The 23414-nt window shown below is 64.0% G+C and carries 23 protein-coding genes and 5 tRNA genes; 24 read left to right on the forward strand and 4 right to left on the reverse strand.

All coding sequences use genetic code 11. The features are described 5' to 3' along the window. The first annotated feature begins 5 nt into the window (after positions 1–5). The 4 genes from DVU_RS13600 (at position 6) to rlmN (ending at position 5441) form a co-directional block, all read left to right on the forward strand. Positions 6–959, forward strand: coding sequence for an aspartate carbamoyltransferase catalytic subunit (locus DVU_RS13600; RefSeq protein ID WP_010940161.1), 954 nt, complete (start codon positions 6–8; stop codon positions 957–959). Next, positions 959–2227 carry a dihydroorotase gene (locus DVU_RS13605; protein WP_010940162.1) on the forward strand — a complete coding sequence of 423 codons (1269 nt, stop codon included), beginning with the start codon at positions 959–961 and terminating at the stop codon, positions 2225–2227. The genes DVU_RS13600 and DVU_RS13605 overlap by 1 nt, the downstream gene beginning before the upstream one ends. A gap of 317 nt (positions 2228–2544) precedes the next feature. After that, positions 2545–3873 (forward strand): HD domain-containing protein, encoded by a 1329-nt coding sequence (locus DVU_RS13610; RefSeq protein ID WP_010940163.1) that lies wholly within the window; start codon positions 2545–2547, stop codon positions 3871–3873. A gap of 473 nt (positions 3874–4346) precedes the next feature. Further along, positions 4347–5441, forward strand: a complete 1095-nt coding sequence (gene rlmN / locus DVU_RS13615) for a 23S rRNA (adenine(2503)-C(2))-methyltransferase RlmN (RefSeq protein WP_010940164.1) — start codon at positions 4347–4349, stop codon at positions 5439–5441. A gap of 293 nt (positions 5442–5734) precedes the next feature. Here the strand turns inward: rlmN and DVU_RS13620 are convergent, their stop codons facing one another. The 3 genes from DVU_RS13620 to DVU_RS16890 form a co-directional block, all read right to left on the reverse strand. Then, positions 5735–6913 carry an iron-containing alcohol dehydrogenase gene (locus DVU_RS13620; RefSeq protein ID WP_010940165.1) on the reverse strand — a complete coding sequence of 393 codons (1179 nt, stop codon included), beginning with the start codon at positions 6911–6913 and terminating at the stop codon, positions 5735–5737. A gap of 278 nt (positions 6914–7191) precedes the next feature. Continuing rightward, positions 7192–8631 carry a Y-family DNA polymerase gene (locus tag DVU_RS13625; RefSeq protein WP_317623781.1) on the reverse strand — a complete coding sequence of 480 codons (1440 nt, stop codon included), beginning with the start codon at positions 8629–8631 and terminating at the stop codon, positions 7192–7194. Between the two features lie 158 nt (positions 8632–8789). Beyond that, positions 8790–9158: a LexA family protein gene (locus DVU_RS16890; protein ID WP_219995814.1), complete on the reverse strand. Its 369-nt coding sequence runs from the start codon at positions 9156–9158 to the stop codon at positions 8790–8792. A 420-nt stretch (positions 9159–9578) separates the two neighbouring features. Here DVU_RS16890 and DVU_RS13635 point away from each other — a divergent pair, with 420 nt between their 5' ends. From DVU_RS13635 to DVU_RS13645, 3 genes are all read left to right on the forward strand, one after another. Then, entirely contained in the window at positions 9579–10331 is a 753-nt protein-coding gene (locus DVU_RS13635) for a hypothetical protein (RefSeq protein ID WP_010940168.1), read from the forward strand. A 103-nt stretch (positions 10332–10434) separates the two neighbouring features. After that, entirely contained in the window at positions 10435–10848 is a 414-nt protein-coding gene (locus tag DVU_RS13640; protein WP_010940169.1) for a MarR family winged helix-turn-helix transcriptional regulator, read from the forward strand. A gap of 12 nt (positions 10849–10860) precedes the next feature. After that, on the forward strand, positions 10861–11466 hold the full coding sequence (locus DVU_RS13645) for a manganese efflux pump MntP (RefSeq protein WP_010940170.1): 606 nt from the start codon (positions 10861–10863) through the stop codon (positions 11464–11466). Positions 11467–11666: 200 nt separating this feature from the next. On the opposite strand, the gene DVU_RS13650 is transcribed toward DVU_RS13645, so the two are convergent. Continuing rightward, positions 11667–12428, reverse strand: coding sequence for a TlyA family rRNA (cytidine-2'-O)-methyltransferase (locus DVU_RS13650; RefSeq protein WP_010940171.1), 762 nt, complete (start codon positions 12426–12428; stop codon positions 11667–11669). Between the two features lie 201 nt (positions 12429–12629). Between DVU_RS13650 and rpmE the strand changes: the two genes are divergently transcribed. From rpmE to rplJ, 17 genes are all read left to right on the forward strand, one after another. Then, positions 12630–12845 carry a 50S ribosomal protein L31 gene (gene rpmE / locus DVU_RS13655; protein ID WP_010940172.1) on the forward strand — a complete coding sequence of 72 codons (216 nt, stop codon included), beginning with the start codon at positions 12630–12632 and terminating at the stop codon, positions 12843–12845. A gap of 114 nt (positions 12846–12959) precedes the next feature. Then, positions 12960–13967, forward strand: coding sequence for a DUF1385 domain-containing protein (locus tag DVU_RS13660; RefSeq protein ID WP_010940173.1), 1008 nt, complete (start codon positions 12960–12962; stop codon positions 13965–13967). Between the two features lie 6 nt (positions 13968–13973). Further along, on the forward strand, positions 13974–15047 hold the full coding sequence (gene prfA, locus DVU_RS13665) for a peptide chain release factor 1 (RefSeq protein WP_010940174.1): 1074 nt from the start codon (positions 13974–13976) through the stop codon (positions 15045–15047). 699 nt (positions 15048–15746) lie between these two features. Continuing rightward, complete coding sequence (gene prmC / locus DVU_RS13670) at positions 15747–16634, forward strand: peptide chain release factor N(5)-glutamine methyltransferase (protein ID WP_010940176.1); 888 nt, start codon at positions 15747–15749, stop codon at positions 16632–16634. A 207-nt stretch (positions 16635–16841) separates the two neighbouring features. Next, positions 16842–17768 (forward strand): UDP-3-O-acyl-N-acetylglucosamine deacetylase, encoded by a 927-nt coding sequence (lpxC, locus tag DVU_RS13675; protein WP_010940177.1) that lies wholly within the window; start codon positions 16842–16844, stop codon positions 17766–17768. A gap of 881 nt (positions 17769–18649) precedes the next feature. Further along, a tRNA-Thr gene (locus DVU_RS13685) sits at positions 18650–18725 on the forward strand. 6 nt (positions 18726–18731) lie between these two features. Beyond that, positions 18732–18817 (forward strand) — tRNA-Tyr (locus tag DVU_RS13690). Between the two features lie 57 nt (positions 18818–18874). Further along, positions 18875–18951 (forward strand) — tRNA-Gly (locus DVU_RS13695). 36 nt (positions 18952–18987) lie between these two features. Further along, positions 18988–19063: transfer RNA gene (locus DVU_RS13700), tRNA-Thr, on the forward strand. Between the two features lie 52 nt (positions 19064–19115). Continuing rightward, a complete protein-coding gene (gene tuf, locus DVU_RS13705; RefSeq protein WP_010940180.1) occupies positions 19116–20309 on the forward strand; it encodes an elongation factor Tu in 1194 nt (397 codons plus the stop codon). 4 nt (positions 20310–20313) lie between these two features. Beyond that, entirely contained in the window at positions 20314–20463 is a 150-nt protein-coding gene (gene rpmG, locus DVU_RS13710; RefSeq protein ID WP_010940181.1) for a 50S ribosomal protein L33, read from the forward strand. Between the two features lie 18 nt (positions 20464–20481). Next, a tRNA-Trp gene (locus DVU_RS13715) sits at positions 20482–20558 on the forward strand. A 30-nt stretch (positions 20559–20588) separates the two neighbouring features. Continuing rightward, positions 20589–20840, forward strand: coding sequence for a preprotein translocase subunit SecE (gene secE, locus DVU_RS13720; RefSeq protein ID WP_010940182.1), 252 nt, complete (start codon positions 20589–20591; stop codon positions 20838–20840). Between the two features lie 11 nt (positions 20841–20851). Further along, positions 20852–21403: a transcription termination/antitermination protein NusG gene (gene nusG, locus DVU_RS13725; RefSeq protein ID WP_010940183.1), complete on the forward strand. Its 552-nt coding sequence runs from the start codon at positions 20852–20854 to the stop codon at positions 21401–21403. Between the two features lie 56 nt (positions 21404–21459). Next, entirely contained in the window at positions 21460–21882 is a 423-nt protein-coding gene (gene rplK, locus DVU_RS13730; protein ID WP_010940184.1) for a 50S ribosomal protein L11, read from the forward strand. A gap of 109 nt (positions 21883–21991) precedes the next feature. Continuing rightward, entirely contained in the window at positions 21992–22699 is a 708-nt protein-coding gene (rplA, locus tag DVU_RS13735; RefSeq protein WP_010940185.1) for a 50S ribosomal protein L1, read from the forward strand. 168 nt (positions 22700–22867) lie between these two features. Further along, on the forward strand, positions 22868–23389 hold the full coding sequence (rplJ, locus tag DVU_RS13740) for a 50S ribosomal protein L10 (protein ID WP_010940186.1): 522 nt from the start codon (positions 22868–22870) through the stop codon (positions 23387–23389). The last annotated feature ends 25 nt before the right edge of the window (positions 23390–23414 follow it).

The following is a 23414-nucleotide window of genomic DNA, read 5'->3' on the forward strand; positions in this document are numbered from 1 at the left end:
ACACCATGCAGAACGAGACCCGTAGCCTATGGCCCCACAAGGACCTGCTGGACGTGGACCAGCTCTCGAAGGACGAGCTTCTCCACCTCCTCGACACGGCGGCACAGTTCCACGAGATCAACCGCCGTCCGGTCAAGAAGGTGCCCACACTCAAGGGCAAGAGCGTCATCCTCTTCTTCGCCGAACCCAGCACACGCACCAAGACCTCGTTCGACGTGGCGGGCAAGCGTCTGTCGGCCGACACCTTCTCGCTCGCCAAGAGCGGGTCGAGCCTCCAGAAGGGCGAGAGCCTGAAGGACACGGCGCTCACGCTCGAAGCCATGAACCCCGACGTGCTGGTCATCCGCCACTCGTCCAGCGGGGCGGCGCGCTTTCTCGCCGAACGGCTGGCCTGCGGCGTGGTCAACGCGGGCGACGGCTGGCACGCACACCCCACACAGGCGCTGCTCGACTGCTATTCGCTGCGTCAGGTATGGGGCGACACCTTCGAGGGACGCACGCTGTGCATCCTCGGCGACATCGCCCATAGCCGCGTGGCACGATCCAACGTGAAGCTGCTCACCTCGCTGGGTGTGCGCGTGCGACTGTGCGCCCCGCGCACCCTTCTGCCCGCGGGCGTGGGCAACTGGCCCGTGGAGGTGTTCACCGACCTCGATGCCGCCGTGCGCGACGCCGACGCGGTCATGTGCCTGCGCCTGCAACTGGAACGCCAGCAGGCGGGACTTCTGCCCGACCTGCGCGAATACTCCAACCGCTACTGCCTCACCCCGCGCCGCCTCGAACTGGCGAAGCCGGAGGCCAAGGTGCTGCACCCCGGCCCCATGAATCGCGGACTCGAAATCGCCTCGTCCATCGCAGACGCCCCCGCCAGCCTCGTCCTCGACCAGGTCGCCGCCGGGGTCGCCACGCGCATGGCCATCCTCTTCCTTCTCGCAACCCGAACGGACGGAGGCCGCTGATGTCCGACATCCTCTTCCTGCGTAACGCCCGCCTGCTGGGCACCCCCGTCGACCTCATCGCAAGGGATGGCGTCATTGCCGCCATCGGCGAGCACGGCACCCTCGACACCCCCGCCGACGCCACCGTCCATGACGCCGGGGGGCACATCCTCTTTCCCAGCTTCATCGACGCGCACGTCCACCTGCGCGAACCCGGCTTCGAGTACAAGGAGGACATCGCCTCCGGCCTCGCCGCAGCAGCCCACGGCGGCTTCGGTGCGGTGATGTGCATGGCCAACACCAGGCCCGTGAACGACGATGCCGCCGTCACGCGCCACATCATCGAGACGTCCCTGCGCCACTGGCCCCACGGGCCGCGCGTGTACCCGGTGGGAGCAGCCACCGTGGGCCTCAAGGGTACGGAACTCGCACCCATGGCCGAACTCGCCGCCGCGGGCTGCGCCGCCTTCTCCAACGACGGTGCACCGGTGCCCGACACCGAGATGTTCCGCCGTGCCGTGGAGTACGCCGCCGACCTCGGCCGCGTGGTCATCGACCACTGCGAAGACCCCTATCTGGCCAAGGGCGCGCACATGAACGAAGGGGCCACCAGCGGGCGCGTGGGCGTCAAGGGCCAGCCCGACGTGGGCGAGGCGCTGCACGTGGCGCGCGACATCCTGCTGGCCGACTATCTCGGGCTGCCCATCCACCTTGCGCACATCTCGTGCCGCCGTTCGGTGGAACTCATCGCGTGGGCCAAGGTGCGGGGCGTGCCCGTCACAGCCGAGACCTGCCCCCACTATCTCATTCTCGACGACACCGCGCTGGAGAATTACGACACCAACGCCAAGGTCAACCCGCCCCTGCGCACCCCCGACGACGTGGCGGCCCTGCGTGAGGCCGTCAAAAGCGGTGTCATCGACATGTTCGTCACCGACCACGCACCGCACGCGGCGCATGAGAAGGAGACCCCGCTGGACGAGGCCCCCAACGGCATCTCCGGTCTCGACACCGCCGTGGCCCTGACGTGGGGGCTGGTGCGCGAAGGGCTGCTCACCGAGGGCGACCTCGTGCGATTGTGGAACCGCGAACCCGCCCGCGTGTTCGGACTGCCCCGCAACGGCTTCGAACCGGGCGACCCCGCGGACTTCTTCCTCTTCGACCCCGACGAGGCGTGGGTGGTGTCGCGTGAGACCATGCACTCGAAGAGTTGCAACACGCCCTTCCTCGGCCATACGCTCACCGGCAGGGTCAAGGCCCACTGGATGGGCGGCAGGCGCATCGCCTGACGTGGAAAGGACGCCCGACGACAACCGACGCCGACGGGCAACGACGGGCAACGACGGGCACAGGCTGGCACGGGCCGGGAATCCCTCGCCCCGACAGACAGAGGGAACAGTCCCGAGGTGAAGCACCTGCAAGGCGCAGGTGACGGTACGGGCGTGGCAGGACGGGTTGCGTCCCCCTGCCGCCCTTGACATTTCGCCCCGCACTTGTGATGCAGACCCGTAGCGGAATATCCCGATGCGGCGCGCCGTGCGCGCCGCTCACCTGTTTTGCACAGCCGCCCTGCCAGCCGGGGCTTCATAAAGATCAGGAGGAACGGATGACGCAGCCTTTCAAGGACGCCATCTCCATTTGCAAGACCATCCTGCGTAACGGTTACGACGCCTACGTCGTCAACATGCGCCTTCAGTCCGAGCTCATGGCCGAAGACAAGCGCATGGAGATCGACCTCGCCTGCGAATGCGACTTCGATGAGATCGCCCGTCTCTTCCCCAACGCGACACGTTCCGACGAGGAAGGCGTGCTGGCGATGCTCGAGGAAGGCGGCGTCGCCCACCGCTTCTACCTCACCGACACCGAAGAGTCGTCGTACCCCGACCGCACGCTCATGCGCATCACCCCGCACATGGTCGCGAGGTTGCAGGCACTGGGCAAGGCCCATTCGAGCCTCACACTGCCGTATGGTGCGGCCGCACCGCACGACAGCGACGACTTCGAGAGCTTCGACAAGGGCATCATCCGCCTGCGCGGCCTGCCCGACGAGACCCTGCGCCGCAACTACCTGCTTGCCGTGCGTGCCATACGCTACGCCGCCAACCTCGACATGGAAATCGACCCCGTGACGTGGATAGCCATCGTGCGCAGTGCGGGCCGCGTGCTCGACTACGTGCCGGTGTCCGACATCGTGGCCGAATGGCAGATGGTCGAGGCCGAGACCATGTGGAAGTTCGTACGCCTGCTCTTCGACGCGCAGCTGCTGCACGGTCTGCTGCCCGAAGTGGCGGCCCTCGCCCGTGTGCGCCAGAGTCGCAACGACAGCGGCGACACCGAGACGGTGCTCGACCACACCATCGAATGCATGCGCCACTACCCCGAAGAGGGGTTCCACCACGACTGGTACGGAACGCTGGCCATGCTCTTCCACGATGTGGGCAAGCTCTTCACCGCCGACTTCCACGACGGGCAGTGGACCTTCTACCAGCATCACCGCGTGGGGGCCAAGGTCACCCGCCGCCTGCTGCACCGCCTGCACCTGCCCGCGCAGGAGGTCGACCTCATCTGCCATCTCGTGCGGCATCACATGCGATTCCACTTCATGCTCACCGACAAGGGCATCCGCCGCTTCGCCGCGCTGGATGAGTACCCGCGTCTCATGGAGATGGCACGTGCGGACATCAAGGCTCGTGACGGCAGCTACACCTACTTCAACCACAACCAGAAGTACCTCGAACGCGCCGCCACACCGGAACAGATGCTCGAACCGCTGCTCAACGGCAACGAAATCATGCAGCACACCGGTCTGCATCCCGGCCCGCAGGTGGGCCTTATCCGCGATGCCCTGCTCAACGCGCAGGTCACCGGGGCCGTGGCCGACGTCAACGACGCCGTGGCCTTCATCAAGGAATACAAGCGCCAGTACTTCAGCTAGGGCTGCCGTAGCGGCGGCAGCGCACACATATGCCCTGCCTTGCCGCGCCGGATTCGAACCTGATGCAGTCCTGACGGCCTGAAGCCCTTGCAGACGAAGCGTTCCGGGCCGGGAGGAGAACCTCCCGGCCCGGTCTTCCTTCACCGGGCGCGTCACTCCCCGCCGGTCGTACCGCGCATGAGGGGCTTCCCCTTCGGCGCGTTATCCCGTATTGCCACGCCACACGGTTTCCGTTCATTCGGTCTCTTCCCCGCACCTTCACCGGACTCGACGACCTTGCGCACCCTCCCGCCTGTTCACGGCGACATCAGGGAAGCGCACCCGATGGACGGCACAGGCCTTCTGTCCCGCGCCGGCAGGCGTACGATGAACGACCGCATGCCATCGCCACGACAGCCATGACTGCTGGCGATTCCCCTTTTCGCAGCACGCGCCAAGCGCGTCACACCACAAGCCCACAAGGGCAGAGGAACATGACAGACATCCTCAACCTCACCTATGAAGAGCTTGAAGCCTTCATGACCGCTGAACTGGGCGAACCCCGGTTCCGTGCGCGTCAGGTATGGCAATGGCTGTGGCAGAAATGCGCCCGCAGCTTCGACGAGATGACCAACGTCTCCAAGGCGACCCGCGCCCGGCTGGCCGAAAAGGCCGTCATCACGTGGCCCGAGGTCGAGACCGTGCAGAAGAGTGCCGACGGCACGACCAAGTTCCTTCTGCGCCTCGCCGACGGTGCGCTGGTCGAGACGGTTCTCATCCCCAGCGCCTCACGCGAGGGCACGCTCCGCATCACCCAGTGCCTTTCGTGTCAGGTGGGTTGCGCCATGGGCTGCACCTTCTGCAGCACGGGCACCATGGGGTTCGAGCGCAACATGACCATGGGCGAGATACTGGGGCAGGTGCTCGTCGCACGCGCCCATCTCGGCGACTCGCGCCCCGACCACCCCATCCTGCGCAACCTCGTCTTCATGGGCATGGGCGAACCCCTGCTCAACCTCAACGAGGTCATGCGCTCGCTGCGCACACTCAACGACGAATTCGGCCTGTCGTTCTCGCCACGCCGCATCACCGTCTCCACCTGCGGCATCGAGAAGGGACTGCGTGAACTCGGCGAAAGCGGTCTCGCCTTCCTTGCCGTCTCGCTGCACGCGCCCAATCAGGAAATCCGCAAGCGCATCATGCCCAAGGCCGCGCACTGGCATCTCGACGACCTCATCACCGCGCTGGAGAGTTACCCCCTCAAGACGCGCGAACGTGTGACCTTCGAGTACCTTCTGCTGGGCGGGGTGAACGACGGCATCGAACATGCCCGTGAACTGGTGCGCCTCGTCTCCCGGACCAAGGGCAAGCTCAACCTCATCGTCTACAACCCCGCCGAGGGCGACCCCTACGACGCCCCCACGCCGGAACGCATTCTCGCCTTCGAGCAGTACCTGTGGTCGAAGAACATCACCGCCATCATCCGCAAGAGCAAGGGGCAGGACATCAAGGCCGCCTGCGGGCAGCTCAAGGCCTCCGAGTTGCAGCGCGGCACGGCATCCGCCGGGGCCGATGCCCCCGAGGCCTAGCCCCGCGGCAGTGCGGGCAGGGAACGACGCCCGACCATGCGCTGCCCTGACGTTCGACCGGGAATGCCCCAAGGTCGGCAGACGCTCCCGCGGGTTGCCTGCCGCTCATCATCGAGGGATGCCCGAGGGGCGGAACCTGCCGTTGCTGAAGCCTTGGGCAGCAGGATGACGGCGACCGCACACCGACTTTGCCATGGCATCAATGCCTACTACGCCAAGGGGCCGCGCATGATGCGCGGCCCCTTGGCGTAGATGTGCGTGACCGGCCACGCAGAACCCGCTTCGCGCAGGCGCTACAGGGCGCTCCTGAAGATGCGCTCCACCCGTTCCGGGGCAAGGCCGAGCGGACGGGGGTACTCCAGCGCGGCACGGACGAGACCGGGGATGGCGTCCTCGCCCACGCCCCATGCGGCCAGACGGCGCGGGGCACCCCAGCGGTCGAAGGTGGCGCGCATGGCACGGATGCCCTCCACAGCGCCTTCCACGCCCCACACGTTCCGTGCGAGGCGCTCGAACATCGGAGTGTGCTCCGATGCGACCTCCTCCATCCAGCAGGGGAAGAGCACCGCCAGCGCAGGGCCGTGGGGCACCTGCGGGAAATGCCCGCTCACCGCATGTTCGAGGGCATGCGAGACCCACGAACCGCCGCCAAGCCCCACCCCGGTCAGCCCGCACAGGCCAAGGCCCGCAGCCCACGCCAGCGACGCCCGCGCCGCATAGTCACCGGGTATGCGGCGCAACACCTCCACCGACCGGATGATGGAACGGAGAAGCGCCTCGTTCTGCGCCAGCACCGTCTCTTCCATGAAATACGTCCCACCGGGGATATCGAGGGCCTTCGCATCCACGCAGGGGGTTCCCGCCACCGCGAATTCCAGCACGTGCGTCATGGCGTCCACGGCGCAGCCCACCGCCAGCGCGAGGGGTACGTCACGCTGATAGACCGGGTCGAGGAACGCCGCCACCGGCGTGGGGCCACGCAGCGACCATTTGCGCTGCTGCGCCATGTTGGTGATGACGGCCGTGCCGTTCATCTCCGCCCCCGTCCCTGACAGGGTGGGCACGGTGAACACCGGCACCGCCGCGGTCGCCGTGGTGCGACGGGTGAAGTGGTCCCACGGGTCTCCGTCATGCAGGGCGCATACACCCGCAGCCTTGGCGGTATCCATGACGCTGCCGCCGCCCACGGCGACGAAGCCCCCGGCCCCCGCATCACGCAACGCCTGTACGGCACGCAATACGCCGTCGAGGTCGGGGTTGGGACGCACCCCCTCGCACGGTGTCCATGCTACGCCCGCCGCCTCCAGAGAGGTCACCGCATCGCCGAATGCGCCGCAACGACGGGCAGCACCGCCCCCCGCGACGACGACAACGGCCGAAAGTCCCGCGGCGCGAACACGTGCCCCGAGAGACGCGACCACGCCCCGACCGAAACGTACTTCCGTTGGGTTATGATAGACGAAATCCTTCATGATGCCTCCATGTCCTCGCGAACGACAATGCTATGCAGCCCCGTACCGGGGAAACCGGCAAGGCAGCACACGCCGCCTCACGCAGGGTGTGCGCCGTCCTCGCCGCCCGTACGCCGGGAAGCGAGACTTCGCCCCTCGCGATGGCAACCCCGTTGCCCGGTCGCATGGGCTGCGACCTTCATGACTCTCCCGCGTGACGCGGGGGGAAAGACACCTCCCGTACGCCACAACAGCCTCGTCATCAATGCCGGGGCTGCCGCAGGCGGACACTGCGCAGGTCAACGGCAGAGCACTTCGGGCAGTTCCTCCCATGCCGTGGTGTAGCGCGGCGAACGGTACTTCTGGCTCATATGCCACGCGGCACCGGGGTCGCCTTCCGCACCGTGGCGGATACTCCCGCGCCCGTGCCGTAGGTTGACGGCATCCAGCGCGGCCATGAGTCGTTCGCGTCGCGCCTTGTGCTCGTGCGAACCGTCGAGGAGGTCGAGAAGGCTCCCCTGCCGCCCCGCAGCCGGTTCGAGTCCGAACAGCGTGACCCCCGCCTTGGCGTAGAGATAGCCCTCACGGAAGATGCGCTCCAGCCCCGTGAGGGCGTGTCGTATGCACAGGCCCGTGTCCGCCGTGGGGCAAGGCAGGGTGATGGTCGTCGTCTCGTCGTAACGTGGTCGTTCGGTGTGCCGCGGCGTGCGGATATGCACCTCGATGCACGACGCCACAAGCCCTTCGGCGCGCGCCTTGGCCACCGCCCGTGCGGTGAACGTGGCGACCGCCTCCCGCAGGGGCTCCAAGGTGCGCACCATCTGACCGAACGAACGGGATGAGCGGATGGAACGACGCGGCACGGGCAGGTCGTCATCCGTGAGGCACGGCATTCCCCGCAACTCCTGCTGCGTGCGCCAGCCCGTGACGGTCATGCGCTGCCGCACCCACAGGGGGTCTGCGTCGCGCAGCGCCCGCGCGGTGAGAATGCCACGCCCCCGCAGCATCTCCGCACTCCGGCGCCCCACGCCCCACACATCGCCCACATCCACGCTGGCGAGTACCCTGTCCATGTCCACCGTCTCCGGGGTCAGGTCGAAGACATTCCCATACGCGGAGTCCTGCTTGGAAAGCCTGTTGGCAAGCTTGGCGAGGGTCCGCGTGGGGCCGACGCCCACCGACACGGGAATGCCCACCCATTGCGCCACGCGCTGCCGCAGGGTGCGCCCCACAGCTACGGGGTCGGCGGCAAGTGCCGCAGGCAACGGGATGAACGCCTCGTCGATGGAATAGACCTCGACCCGGGGCACCACCGTCGCCAGTGTGCGCATGACCCGTTGCGAGAGGTCGCCGTACAGGGCGTAATTGGACGAGAACACAGCCACGTCGTGGGCACGCAGCATGTCGCGCACCTTGAACTCCGGTGCCCCCATGGGCACGCCGAGTGCCTTGGCTTCGGCGGAACGCGCGATGACACAGCCGTCGTTGTTGGAAAGCACCACGACCGGACGCCCCTTGAGGTCGGGCCTGAAAAGCCGTTCGCACGAGGCGTAGAAGTTGTTGCAGTCCACCAGCGCCCACAGGACGCCCCCCCGCGGCAGGCGTCGGGCCTCCCCGCGTGATGCGGCCGTCGAGGTTGCCCCTGTGGTCTCGTCTGGCCCGAAGGTTCCGCATGGCTCTTGTGATTCAGGCGGCCCATGCACTGCAGCAGGTGGTTTGAGTGCTTCAGAAGTGCTCACACCGGCACTCCCCGCAATACCGGAGACGCCCCGCTGGGCGTGCGCCATTCGCCATTGTTGCCGCCGACGCCGTAACTCCGCGCACCATCGTGCCCCGCTTCGCATCAACAGACAAGGATGCGGCGAGGGGGCGAGTCGTGTCACAGGGCCCGGTCATCTCAAAGGGCATGGACGACATGCGTCACCACCCCCCACACCTCGACATCCTCGCGACCGGTGATGTCCAGAGGCGGATACGCCGCATTCTCGGGGGCCAGCAGCAGCCTGCCCCCCTCGCGCACCAGTCGCTTCACGGTAAGTTCACCGTCGACTGCCGCGATCACCACCCTTCCGGGACGGGGGTCGAGGGCCCTGTCCACCACCAGCAGGTCGCCGTCATGGACACCCGCGCCCAGCATGGATTCGCCCGATGCCCTGACATAGAAGGTGGCCGCAGGATGCTTCACGATATGGTCGTTGAGGTCGAGGCTGCGGTCGATATAGTCGTCGGCGGGAGACGGGAAACCCGCAGCCACCCGCGAAAGCATGAGAGGACGCGACAGGCGCGGCGGGTCTTTCACAGGCACGGCGCAGGGCACCACGCGGTCTGTGGCCGCATGACCCTGTCCACGGTTGGAAGTCGGTGAGTCGTCGGGGACTGTATGGCGCTTCATCGTCCCATTCTGCGCCTCACGCCCCCCCACTGCAACCTGCCCTCGCAGGACCGGTACGTCTTCCACATGGATACAATCGGAAAGTGTCCGGTAGGCACCCGGGACGAACATCACGAAACGTACCCGTTATCTTTAGGAAGATACGTCACACATCACAGCAGCATGCCCCGCGTCCGGGCCACCGGACACGCCACGAAGCCCCGTGCACATCACCGTGACCAGCGAACGGGGCTTACGCCGTCATCCCGCATCCGGCCCTTGCCCACGACACAGGGTTGAGGCATAGCAGACGCCATGCACGCTTCCCGCCCCAGCCCCCTCTCCGACCGTACGGCCCCTGCGGCCTATGCACCGCCATGCACCGACCCCCGGCCCTTGCTGCTGGTGGCCCTCTGTTACGGCATCCTCGTCTGGCAGGTGGGACCTATGGGGCTTGCAGTCATCGGTATGGGGGTGATGGGGGCACTGGCCCACCCCTTCATACGGCGACGGCGCACACCCGGCATGGTACGTGGGCTTATGCGTTTCTGCGCCTTCTGGGGGCTGCTCAAGTTCGCGCTGGACATGCTCGTCGCAACGCCGGACGTGGCAGACGCCCTTGCCGGGGCCGCACTCCTTTCAGGAAGACTCGCCGTGCTGGGCGGCATCGGCATGGTGCTCACCCTTGCCGTATCGCCCCGCGCGCTGGCACTGGCGCTGGCATGGGCCCTGCGCCCCCTCATGGGTGACGCAGCATGGCGGCCCGCACTGGCACTGGCGCTGATGCTGCATTTCCTGCCCCTGACACAACGCACCGTGACACAAGTGACGCAATGCGCAGCCCGCAGACAGCCGCACGGCGGGTTGCGCCGACGACTGACGCTGGTGCCCGCCGCAATCTTGCGCATTCTCGGCCAACGCACATGGCAGCAGACCGTGGCCTTGGCAGTGCGAGGGCTGGACACCCCTGAGGCATGGCGACCATGCTTCGCGCCCGCATGCAGGGCATGGCTGTGGGCCGTTCTCCTCACCGTCGCAGGATGGGGACTGACGCTACTGCCCGCCTGACGCCTCGCACACCCTGAGAAGTTACCCGCCTCCATGGCTTGCAGCCCGCTCTGGCTGCGGCTATACAGCCCCCACATTTGCAGACACACGTAACGGAACATCCATGATTACCGATCGACTCTCACAGGCCATCGTGGCCCTTCACGAACGCCTTCTCTCATGGGAACACGACGTGGCGCGCGAGAAGGGGCTTACCGTGCCCCAGACCCACACCCTGGGGTGTCTTGCCATGCACGGCCCCCTGCCCATGAAGCAGTTGGCGTCATATATGGGTACGACCACGGGTACGGTCACTGTGCTCATCGACCGACTCGAAGCCAAGGGCTTCGTCGAACGCCACCCCAACGAGCGTGACAAGCGTTCCACACTGGTCAGCCTCACCGCCCTCGGTCAGGACCTGTATGAAGGGCACGCCCGCCGGCACCGGGAGATGACAGCCAGACTCATGGCCCCCCTCGCCCCCGACCAGCGTGCGGCCCTGCTCGACTACCTCGAAACCATAACCCGGCCCGTGTAGGCAAGGTTCGCCGTGAACACCCTCGAATGTCTCGCCGTCGCCGTGGCCCTCGCCATGGACGCCTTCGCAGTGGCCATCGCCACCGGCATCAGGCTACGCGAGGTCTCGCCCCGCCAGACCTTCCGGCTGGCCTTCCATTTCGGCCTCTTTCAGGCACTGATGCCCGTGGCAGGCTGGACTCTGGGCCTGACCGTGCGCGGCTACATCGAACAATGGGACCACTGGCTGGCCTTCGGCCTGCTGCTGTACATCGGGGTGCGCATGATGCGCGAGGCGTTCGAGGAAACGGAAGAGAACGACGACCGCTGCGACCCCACCCGGGGCCTCACGCTGATCATGCTGGCGGTGGCGACGAGCATCGACGCCCTTGCCGTGGGGCTTTCACTTTCGGTACTGGGCATCGACATCGTCACGCCCGCCATCGTCATCGGCGTCGTCTGCCTTCTCTTCACGGCCACCGGGCTTCATCTGGGCAGGATGCTGTCACGGGCCGAAAGCCTCGGCAGACGCGCGGCCCTTGCGGGCGGCGTGGTCCTCATCGGCATAGGGCTTCGCATCCTGTACGAACACGGTGTGTTCGACACGGCGGCGACCCTAGCGCGCAGCGTCCTTGGCTGATGCCCTGTAGCGCGGACAGACGGCGAGGACGGGGCTGGATGTTCTGACGCGAGGCAGCCACCTTCGTCATGGCAAGGCGCATGATGCACCGCATGCGCGGTTGACCCCGGCGCGCTGCCGGGACTGCCGGCCCTTGCGACCACACAGCGGGTATCGCCGCATGACCTCGGGCGACGCCAGCAGCGCAACGACGCGAGAGGTCACGCCTCGCGGCGCAGACAGACGAGATACTCCTGATTGCCCTTGGGGCCCTTGATGGCCGAAGGCACGGTGCCTTCATGCACCAGCCCCAGCGTCTCGCGGCAGTAGGTCAGCACCTTGTCCACGGCCGCCTGCTGCAACCCCTCGTCGCGCACGACACCCCTGTCCGTCTGGTGCGCCCCCACCTCGAACTGCGGCTTGACCAGCGCCACCACGCGCCCGCCGGGCTTCAGCCACTGCATGCACGGTTCCAGCACCAGCGTCAGCGAGATGAACGACACGTCCGCCACCACGATGTCCACCTGTTCGGGGATGAGGTCCGCCGGTGCTGTGCGCAGGTTGGTACGTTCGAGGTTCACCACGCGGGGGTCGGCCTGCATCCTCTCATGCAACTGCCCATGCCCCACATCGACGGCATACACCCGCACCGCGCCGTGCTGCAGCAGGCAGTCGGTGAACCCGCCCGTGGAGGCACCGGCATCCAGCGCCACGAAACCCGTCACATCAAACTTGAAATAGTCGATGGCCGTCAGCAGCTTGTAGGCACCGCGCGAGACGAAACGCTCGCGGCCGCGCACTTCGAAGCGGGCGTCGAGGTCGAACTTGTGACCGGGCTTGTCCACAGGTTCGGCGACCGGGGCGGCGAGGGGCCCCCGCAGCACGAAGACCTGCCCCGCCATGATCATGCGCTTGGCCTGTTCACGACTTTCGGCAAGTCCCGCCTCGTGTACAAGCTGGTCTGCACGTTCCTTTCGCGGCATAGGCTCTCCTTGACATGCGCCCCATGGGGGCATAGGTGGTGGCTGCACACGACGCGGGTAGCGCTGGGCATTCCCCGCAGCCGGCACGGGCGCGTTCTACATGAGCAGGGCGTCTCGGGCAACGGCTGTGAACGGGGCTTGCCAAAAAGGGGTTATGCGCGTATTAACGAACGTTCCGCATCTTCCCCAGAGAGGTATCCCATGAAGGACAATATCCATCCTACCGTCTACAAGGCCACCATGAACTGCGCCTGTGGCTATCAGGCCGAAGTGCTTTCCACCAAGGGCGAGAACGTCCACGTGGAAATCTGCTCCAACTGCCACCCCTTCTACACCGGCAAGCAGCGCCTCATCGACACCGCTGGCCGCATCGACCGCTTCCGCAAGAAGTACGCCAAGTTTGGCGAAGAGAAATAGGCCGTTTTCGTCCGTACGCGGCGCACGCGTCGCACGGTGCGTCTTTCTCCCCGGAGGGTTTTCACTCTCCGGGGAGACGTCATCATTTGTCCTTTCCCACATCGGGGGTTCGGCGTGATTGACCACCGGCCCACCTCCTGGTCTCGCCTCTGCACGGCGCTGACCTCGGGCGCTTCCTGCACCATCGGCGGACAGGCCGTCATGGAAGGCGTCATGATGCGTAACGGCGACAGGCTCGCCATCGCCATGCGTCGTCCCGACGGAGAAATCGTGGCCGAGAGCCGTCCGTGGTTCTCACTGACGCGCAGCGCATGGCTGAAACGCCCGTTCGTGCGCGGCTTCCCCATTCTTGTCGAGACGCTGGTCAACGGCATCAAGGCCCTCAACCGTTCGGCCGAACAGGCCGTCGAGGGCGAGACGGGTGAAGAGCTCAAACCATGGCAACTCGCAGCCACACTGGCTGTCTCCGTGGCCATGGCCCTCGGGCTCTTTGTCGTCGTGCCGCACCTGTTCTCCATCGGCATGAAGCTGCTGGGACTGGGCGGCGACGTCGAAGGACTCTCGTTCCACATGTGGGACGGCTTCTTCAAGTTCGCCGTGTTCATCGGTTACATCGTGGCCATCTCGTTCGTGCCGGACATCCGCCGTGTCTTCCAGTACCACGGGGCCGAGCACAAGGTCATCCGCGCCTTCGAAGCCGCGGGCGACGTGACCCCCGACACGGCCATGCACCACAGCCGCCTGCACCCGCGCTGCGGCACGACATTCCTGCTCTTCGTGCTCTCGATTTCCATCATCCTGCACGCAGTGCTGGTGCCGCTGCTCATGCTCGTATGGACGCCTTCCGGGGCCTTTGCCAAGCACGGTGTCACCGTGCTGTTCAAGCTGCTGCTCATGATTCCCATCAGCGCCCTCGCCTACGAGACCATCCGCTATGCGGCCCGTCTCGGCGAAGGACTGACCGGAACCCTGCTGCGCGCCCCCGGCATGCTCCTTCAGAAGCTCACCACCGGAGAACCCGACCGCGAGCAGCTTGAAGTGGCCATCGTCGCCCTGCGCGAAGCGCTCGGAGACGACGCCCCGCAGTCGGTTCGTGCACCGGCCTACCGCCATCTGGAGTAACAGACCATGTTCGCCAAGCTCGAAAATCTCGAGCTCAAGTTCGAGGACCTCGAACAGCAGCTCAGTTCCGCCGAGGTCTTCAACGACCAGGACCGCTATCGCAAGCTCACCAAGGCGCACGCCGACCTCAAGCAGGTCGTCGACGCGTTCCGTCGTTACAAGGAGATGAAGCAGAACCTTGCCGACAACAAGGAGCTCCTCGGCGACAGCGACCACGAAATCCGCGCCATGGCCCATGAGGAGATCAAGGCCATCGAAGCCGCCCTGCCCGACATCGAGCAGGAATTGAAGATCCTGCTGCTGCCGCGCGACCCCATGGACGACAAGAACATCCTCCTCGAAATCCGTGCCGGCACGGGTGGAGAAGAGGCTTCGCTGTTCGCCGCCGACCTGTTCCGCATGTACACCCGCTATGCCGAAATCATGGGCTGGAAGGTCGAAGTGCTGAGCGCCAGCGATTCGGACACGGGCGGCTACAAGGAAATCATCGCCCTCATCGCCGGTGACAAGGTCTACAGCCGCCTCAAGTACGAGTCGGGTACGCACCGGGTGCAGCGCGTGCCCGCCACCGAGGCGCAGGGGCGCATCCACACCTCCGCAGCCACCGTTGCGGTCATGCCCGAAGCGGAGGAAGTGGACGTGGACATCCGCCCCGACGACCTCCGCATCGACGTCTACCGTGCCTCCGGCGCAGGCGGGCAGCACGTCAACAAGACCGAGTCGGCCGTGCGCATCACGCACCTCCCCACCGGTATCGTCGTCGCCTGCCAGGACGAGAAATCGCAGCACAAGAACAAGGCCAAGGCCATGAAGGTGCTCATCTCGCGCGTCCTGCAGGCCGAACAGGAGCGCGCCCACAGCGTCATCGCCGACGCCCGCCGCGCCCTTGTGGGGTCGGGCGACCGTTCTGAACGCATCCGCACCTACAACTATCCGCAGTCGCGCATCACCGACCATCGCATCAACCTCACCCTGTACTCGCTGGACAAGGTGATGGAAGGCGAACTGGCACCGCTGGTTGACGCCCTTGTCACCCACGCGCAGACCGAAGCCCTCAAGGCACAGGCCGACGCCAGCTAGCTGCCTGAGACGCGACACTCGCACCATCCGGAATGACGGGGGAGGCCCAAACGGGACTCCCCTTTTTCGATGCCCCTGCCACAGGTGCGCAGCCGCTTCGAACGCCGAGTGGCAACGCCCGCAGTGTCGGCCTGCCGGTTTGAAGCAGCACCAACCACAAGCGGTTACCGTTTTGCCCGAGATGTCCGGCCGCAGGCGACACTTCGCCCGTTGCCCCGGTTGTGCCAGTTGTCCCTGACGCGGCCGTAGTACATGTACTCTGTGGCTCCCCGGCAACGGCACATCGGCCCCGAGTTCCAGCCCCGCGACTGTGCGGGGTGCCCGCATCGGCTGCAACGCCCGCAGAGGCGCCAGAGGCCGGGCCATGACCGCCTACCCGGCAGACGCCGATGCAGCCGTGCCCCCGTTGGGGCACATGAGCCCGCCTGTGCCCCTGTGCAGCCGTCGCAGGCATGCTGCGCGCCGCAGCACCTAACCCAAGGCATCCCCCCCACAAGGCCGCGCCGCGGATGATGCCGATGCCACGCGCCCCGCTCGCACAGCGGTCTTCGGCATGGGCATCATCGAGATGCGGTCAGCAAGGACTCCAGCCCCTGCTGCAACGGCCCTCTCCCTTTATCGTAGCCGCCCCCCTTGCAGCCCAGTGTCTTACCAGCTACTTTCCGGGCCGCACTCCAAGCCCGCAACCGGAATCCCACCATGAATCCTGCCTCCACGTCCCACGCCACCCTGCAAGGCCTACTACGGCATGCCCGCCAGCGACTTGAAGCGGCAGAGGTCGACGCGCCGCGTCTTTCAGCCGAAATCATCCTTTGCCACGCCCTTTCGCTGCGCCGCATCGACATCATGCTGACCCCCGACCGTATCGTCGAAGAGGCAGATTGCATCCTTTTCTCCGAACTCGTGGCCCGCCGCGCCACCGGAGAACCTCTGGCCTACATCGTGGGAGAGAAAGAATTCTTCGGACGCGATTTCGCCGTCAATCCGTCAACTCTCATTCCCAGACCGGAGACCGAACACCTCATCGAAACAGCCCTCGAATCCCTCCGGTCGGGCCCGGCCCGTTTCGTCGACGCGGGCACCGGCAGCGGTTGCATTGCCGTGACCCTCTGCGCCGAACGCGCCGACCTGTCCGGCCTTGCACTGGACATGAGCGCCCCGGCACTTGCCACTGCAAGCCACAATGCCCGCCGGCACGGTGTGGCACAGCGGCTTGCCTTCGTACGCGGCGACTTCACCACCTCCCTGTTGCGTAGCGGTAGCCTCGACCTCTATGCGAGCAATCCCCCCTACATCAGTGAAGCGGAATACACAGGCCTGTCCCGTGAAGTGCGCGACTTCGAACCACGGTCGGCACTTGTTCCGGGTGACACCGGACTCGAACACGCGGCCGCCATCATCGCCGAGGCCACAAGGGTTCTCAGGCCACACGGTATTCTGCTCATGGAATTCGGGTGCATGCAGGGTGCCGACATGGCGTCGCTCTTCACCCCCTATTCCACCCTGTGGGAGATGGTTGAAGTCAGACGCGACCTCGCCGGACTCGACCGTTTCATCTTCGCACGCCGCAACCTTCTCCAGCCGTGATGGGCCTCTTAGACGGCAAGCCGCCTGCTGCACGGGGCAACCCAGCCTCTCCTCTCCGCGCTCGCCATGTGGTGTGCAGAACACACACTGTGCGTGGATGACACAACACACACCATCACCCTCACCATTTTATGTGTTTATTTACAGCATATTAAACACTCTAAAACTCTGGCACATCTTTTGCTTTATCACTGGCGAGAGGTTGCCATGAACCAGACCACCATCAAAAAAAGCATCGCCTGTTCGGGAGTCGGCCTTCACAGTGGCAAGACCGTTCGCATGGTCCTGCACCCTGCCGCCGAAGACACGGGCATCGTATTCGACATACATACGGCCCAAGGCGTCAGACGAATCGCCCCCGAACCGCAGGTGGTCATTGCCACCGGCCTTGCGACCACGCTGGGCATGGACGGGGCATCCGTCGCCACGGTCGAACATCTTCTCGCCGCCATCCGGGGCCTTGAAATCGACAACATCACCGTCGAGATAGAAGGCGGAGAAGTGCCCATCATGGACGGCTCAGCCGCCTCCTTCGTGATGCTGCTGCGCAACGCGGGCATCCGCCGCCAGACGAGCGCACGCAAGGTCTTCCGTATCGCCCGGCCCGTCCATTACGAACGCGACGGCAAATCCATACGCGCACTCCCCTATGACGGCTTCCGTGTCGAATACCGCATCGAGTTCCCGCATCCCCTGATCGGACGCCAGACTCTGAGCATCGACATCACGCCCGAGAGCTTCGGCGAAATCGCCAAGGCGCGCACATTCGGCTTCCTGCGCGAAGTGGAATATCTTCACAGCAAGGGCCTTGCGCTTGGCGGGTCGCTGGACAACGCCATCGTGCTCGACGACTACTCCGTGCTGAACCCCGACGGCTTGCGCTCCCCCGACGAATTCGTCCGCCACAAGGTGCTCGACTTCGTGGGCGACATGGCCATGATGGGCGTCCCCCTGCAAGGGCACTTCATCGTCGAATGCTCCGGTCACGCACTGAACAACGGCTTCCTGCGCATGCTCGAGGAGAACGCCTCGCTGTACCTTGAAGCCGTCGAACTCCCGGTTGCCGAACAGCACCCCGCCGCACTGCGCCCCGCCGCACGCGTTGCCACCGAAGGTCAGCCCGCCATAGCCTGACACCATCGACATCTCGTTCAAGACACGAGGGGAGAGGCGAAAGCCTCTCCCCTTTCTACATCTCACAGACACCCCAAATCGGATGATGAGGTCTGCCCCGCAGCCCCCCATCGGACAAAACGCTCTGCCACAATGTATGACAACTGGTACGGCGTTCAACGGCGTGTGCCATGGTTACATATCACCATGGCGAAGACACGTGACCCCATCCGGGTTGCCGCCACGCACCACGCCTGTCATATCGCGCATATAGGGCGCATCAGGCACAATCCGTCAGAAGGACCAGCACACCCCCTGCCCGCTGGCGCAGACGGGGTTCGGCACCTGCTTCTCAGGGCTTGCCGCAACGCGGAAGTGGGATATGATTGAAGACGGCAAAGCCATGTAACAGGACGACGCACAAAGCGCAGGACACCAAACCATAGGTCAGCACGGATGGCCACTTGCGGGAGCCCTCGAAGGCCACAGACGGGCACTGCCTCTGCACGAACGCGCCAAGTGCCCCGCCCCCAGCCTCGGGGCAAAGGTCGGGAACACCGTAACCCGACATGCCGCCAAAACAGGCCCAATGAGGGCAAAGGGCACACGCGCAAGCACCAGCACGCACCAGCACCATGGCAGGCAGAACAGAGGGAATACGGACGGTGAGTGTGGGCGATGCCAACGGCACACAACAGTACAGAAGGCAGGAACCGCGCCCCCTGCGAGGAAGACGAGCCCCGACGGAGACCGTGCCAAGTGCGCAGGTGAAGACCTTAATGGTTGAAAAAAAATTAGCCTTACATACCGAATAGATAAAAAACACTTGAAAGCAAATTCGAAAAAAGGCGTTTTTATGCTTGCCAAGCCATGAACCCTCGTATAAAAGCACATCTCCGTTGGCTGGCGTAGCTCAACTGGCAGAGCAGCTGATTTGTAATCAGCCGGTTGCGGGTTCGAGTCCCATCGCCAGCTCCATACAGTGGTGGGGTTCCCGAGTGGCCAAAGGGAACAGACTGTAAATCTGTCGTCGTAAGACTTCGGTGGTTCAAATCCACCCCCCACCACCACTTGACAAGCTCTCAGGGCTGTAGGAGACAGTGCGCTGTCGGAGAACTACGGCATATGCGGGAATAGCTCAAGTGGCTAGAGCATCAGCCTTCCAAGCTGAGGGTTGCGAGTTCGAGTCTCGTTTCCCGCTCCATCCCCAATAGCCTGGGTCTCCCTATAGCTTGATGTTGCCCACATAGCTCAGGCGGTAGAGCACTTCCTTGGTAAGGAAGAGGTCATGAGTTCAAGTCTCATTGTGGGCTCCATATTTGCCTTACGCCCTTAAGGAACAAAAAAAGAAAGCCAGGGAGAACACCTATGGGTAAGGAAAAATTTGAACGCAAGAAGCCGCACGTCAATATCGGCACCATCGGTCACATCGACCATGGTAAGACCACTCTGACGGCAGCCATCACCAAGACCGCAGGCCTCCTCGGTCAGGGCAAGTTCATCGCGTACGACGAAATCGACAAGGCTCCTGAAGAAAAGGAACGTGGCATCACCATTGCCACCGCCCACGTCGAGTACGAGACCGCTACGCGTCACTACGCGCACGTCGACTGCCCCGGTCACGCCGACTACATCAAGAACATGATCACCGGTGCGGCCCAGATGGACGGTGCCATCATCGTCGTCGCCGCCACCGACGGTCCCATGCCCCAGACCCGTGAGCACATCCTGCTCGCCCGTCAGGTCGGCGTGCCCTACATCGTCGTGTTCCTGAACAAGTGCGACATGGTCGATGACGAAGAGCTTCTCGAACTCGTTGAACTCGAAGTTCGCGAACTTCTCACCAGCTACGGCTTCCCCGGCGACGACGTTCCGGTCGTGCGCGGCTCCGCCCTCAAGGCTCTCGAGTCCGACGATCCCAACTCTGACGCCTGCAAGCCCATCCGCGAGCTGCTCGCCGCTTGCGACAGCTACATCCCCGAGCCTCAGCGCGACATCGACAAGCCCTTCCTGATGCCCATCGAAGACGTGTTCTCGATCTCCGGCCGCGGTACCGTTGTTACCGGTCGTGTCGAGCGCGGTGTCATCAAGGTCGGTGAAGAAGTCGAAATCGTCGGCATCAAGGACACCACCAAGTCGACCTGCACCGGCGTCGAAATGTTCCGCAAGCTGCTCGATCAGGGTCAGGCTGGCGACAACATCGGTGCCCTGCTCCGTGGCGTGAAGCGTGACGACGTGGAACGCGGCCAGGTTCTTGCCGCTCCCAAGTCCATCACTCCCCACCGCAAGTTCAAGGCTGAAGTGTACGTCCTTTCCAAGGAAGAAGGCGGTCGTCACACTCCGTTCTTCTCGGGTTACCGTCCCCAGTTCTACTTCCGTACCACGGACATCACTGGTGTGATCACCCTTGAAGAAGGCGTCGAGATGGTGATGCCCGGCGATAACGCCACCTTCAACGTGGAACTCATCGCCCCCATCGCCATGGAACTCGGTCTCCGCTTCGCTATCCGCGAAGGTGGCCGTACCGTCGGCGCAGGCGTGGTTTCCGAGATCGTGGAGTAACGCCATGCGCGTCAACATCCAGCTTGCCTGCACCGAGTGCAAGCGGCGTAACTACGCGACCGACAAGAACAAGAAGAATACTACTGGCCGTCTCGAACTGAAGAAGTATTGTCCCTGGGACAAGAAGCACACAGTTCACCGCGAGACCAAGTAAGTAGTACCTTCATAGTGCAGGGCAGTAGCTCTAACGGCTAGAGCGCCGGTCTCCAAAACCGGATGTTGGGGGTTCGAATCCCTCCTGCCCTGCCATTTCCCTTCTCTTCTCGGGTAGAGGCGATAATGGCGAAAAAGCAATCAAATGCGCCGGAAGCGGCCTCTGCGAGCAGCGGCACCAGTCTCGGAGACAAGGTCACCCAATTCAGGGACTATGTCGAAGAGGCGAAGGTCGAGCTCCGGAAGGTTTCCTGGCCCACCCGGAAGGAAGCCTGGGCGACCAGCATGACCGTGCTGGTCTTTGTGTTCGTCATGTCCCTGTTCCTCGGTTTCGTGGACCTCGGACTGACGCATCTCATCGAATTCATCCTCTCCTGACGGGCTGTGCCATGACCGAGACGACTACCGCCTCAAAGGCCCGTTGGTACATCGTACATACCTATTCGGGCTTCGAGAACAGGGTTGAACAGACCATCCGCGAAATGATCCGCACCGGGCAATCCCAGGACGAGATCGTCGAGGTGGTCGTTCCTACGGAAAAGGTCATCGAACTCGTCAAGGGCGAGAAGAGGACCTCCACCCGCAAGTTCTACCCCGGGTATGTGATGGTCAAGATGTTCATGACGGATTTCTCGTGGCATCTCGTCCAGTCCATTCCCAAGGTTACGGGGTTTGTCGGCGGCAAGAACCGCCCCACACCCATGCGCGACAGCGAAGCCGAGCGCATCCTTGCCATGATGGAATCGCGTCAGGAGCAGCCGCGGCCGAAGTTCAACTTCGATCGTGGGGATGAAGTACGGGTCATCGACGGGCCCTTCGGCGGCTTCAACGGAGTCGTTGAAGACGTCAACTATGACAAGGGCAAACTCAGGGTCTCGGTTTCGATCTTCGGTCGCCAGACCCCTGTCGAGCTGGACTTCGTTCAGGTTTCCAAGGGATAGCAGACGACGTTACCGCGCGGTGACAGGCTCACCGTGTCGTTCAGAGGTATAGAGCAATGGCTAAGAAAGAAGTTGCCAAAATCAAGCTGCAGATTCCCGCTGGTGCTGCGAACCCCTCGCCGCCGGTGGGCCCCGCCCTGGGTCAGCATGGTCTGAACATCATGGCGTTCTGCAAGGAGTTCAATGCCAAGACGATGGAACAGAAGGGTATGATCACCCCTGTTGTCATCACCGTCTACGCCGACCGCTCCTTCAGCTTTATCACCAAGACCCCCCCCGCTTCCGTGCTCCTGATCAAGGCTGCCAAGCTTGAGAAGGGTTCGGGCGAACCCAACCGTAACAAGGTCGGCAGCGTCACCATGGCGCAGGTCGAAGAGATCGCGGCTCTCAAGATGCCCGACCTCACCGCCAAAGACCTTGAGGCGGCCAAGCGCAACATCCTGGGTACCGCCCGCAGCATGGGCATTGAAGTGAAGTAGCGCTTCGTTAATCAGTTGCACTGCCGTCCGCCGGATCATTCCGGCCACACACCCCGTGACCGAGGCGGCAGGAGATTTCAAACGACAGCAAGCACATAAGGTGGGTACAATGCCCAAGCACGGCAAAAAATATCGTAACGCGACAGAAGGCCTCGACCTTACCGTCAAGTACTCCGTCGAAGACGCCGTGGCCAAGTCTCTGGCCGCCGCTCCTGCCAAGTTCGACGAAACCGTCGACGTGGCCATCTGCCTTGGCGTCGACCCCAAATATTCCGATCAGATGGTTCGCGGTGCCGTGACCATGCCCAACGGGCTTGGCAAGACCGTTCGCGTAGCCGTCTTCTGCAAGGGTGAAAAGGAAGCCGAAGCCAAGGCCGCCGGTGCCGATGTCGCCGGTGCCGAAGAGCTTGTCGCCAAGATCAAGGAAGGCTGGCTCGACTTCGACAAGGCCATCGCCACCCCCGACGTCATGGCCCTTGTCGGCCAGATCGGTCGTGTGCTCGGCCCCCGCGGCCTGATGCCCAACGCCAAGACCGGCACCGTCACCTTCGACATCACCACCGCCATCAAGGAAATGAAGGCCGGTCGCGTCGAGTTCAAGGTTGACAAGGCCGGTGTCCTTCACGCCCCTCTCGGCAAGGTGTCCTTCGGTTCCGAGAAGATCCTCGGCAACCTCAAGGCCCTTATCGACACCGTGAACCGCCTCAAGCCCTCCAGCGCCAAGGGTACCTACATGCAGGCCATGGCGATCTCCACCACCATGGGCCCCGGCGTGAAGGTCGATCCCACCCTGATCAAGAAGTTCATCGAAGGCTAACCCCCTTCGTAGATATCAGGCCCGGGCGCAAGTCCGGGCCGTTTCCGGCAAATGGTAGGAAATTCGAGTCGAAGAAAGCAGGTGGCCGCAAGGTCTTAAACATCCTGCCGAGATTCAGCTTTGGCTCGGCATTTCCACCTTGGCAAACCCGAACTCGAGGAGAGTCACGTGAACAGGTCCGAAAAAGCCGCCATCATCGAGCAGCTCAAGTCTCGTGCCGAGGCTGCTTCCATCGCGGTCGTGACCGACTTCAAGGGTATGCCGGTGGAAGAGCTGACCCGTCTCAGAGTGAAGCTGCGCGAGAATGGTTGTGAATACCACGTCGTGAAGAACACTCTGGCACGGATTGCTTTCACCGGCACTGCGCATGAGCCGATTGGTACTCGGTTCAAGGAAAACTGCGCAGTTGCCCTTGGGTTCGATGATCCCGTCGCGGTGGCCAAGGCGTTGACCGATTTCGCCAAGACCAGCAAGCTGTTCGCTATCCGCCACGGCAGCCTTGAGGGCAAGGCCCTCTCCGCCGACCAGGTCTCCGACCTGGCCAAGCTGCCCAGCAAGCCTGAACTGCTCGCTCGCGCCCTTGGCACGATGAACGCCGTTCCCACCAACTTCGTCAGTCTGTTCGCCAACATCATCCGCAGCCTGCTCTATGTCCTCAAGGACCTCGAGAGCAAGAAAGCCGCGGCCTAGTTGCGAACGTAACGAACCACCACGC

Origin of the sequence: Nitratidesulfovibrio vulgaris str. Hildenborough (genome assembly GCF_000195755.1) — a bacterium.
Taxonomy (GTDB): domain Bacteria; phylum Desulfobacterota; class Desulfovibrionia; order Desulfovibrionales; family Desulfovibrionaceae; genus Nitratidesulfovibrio; species Nitratidesulfovibrio vulgaris.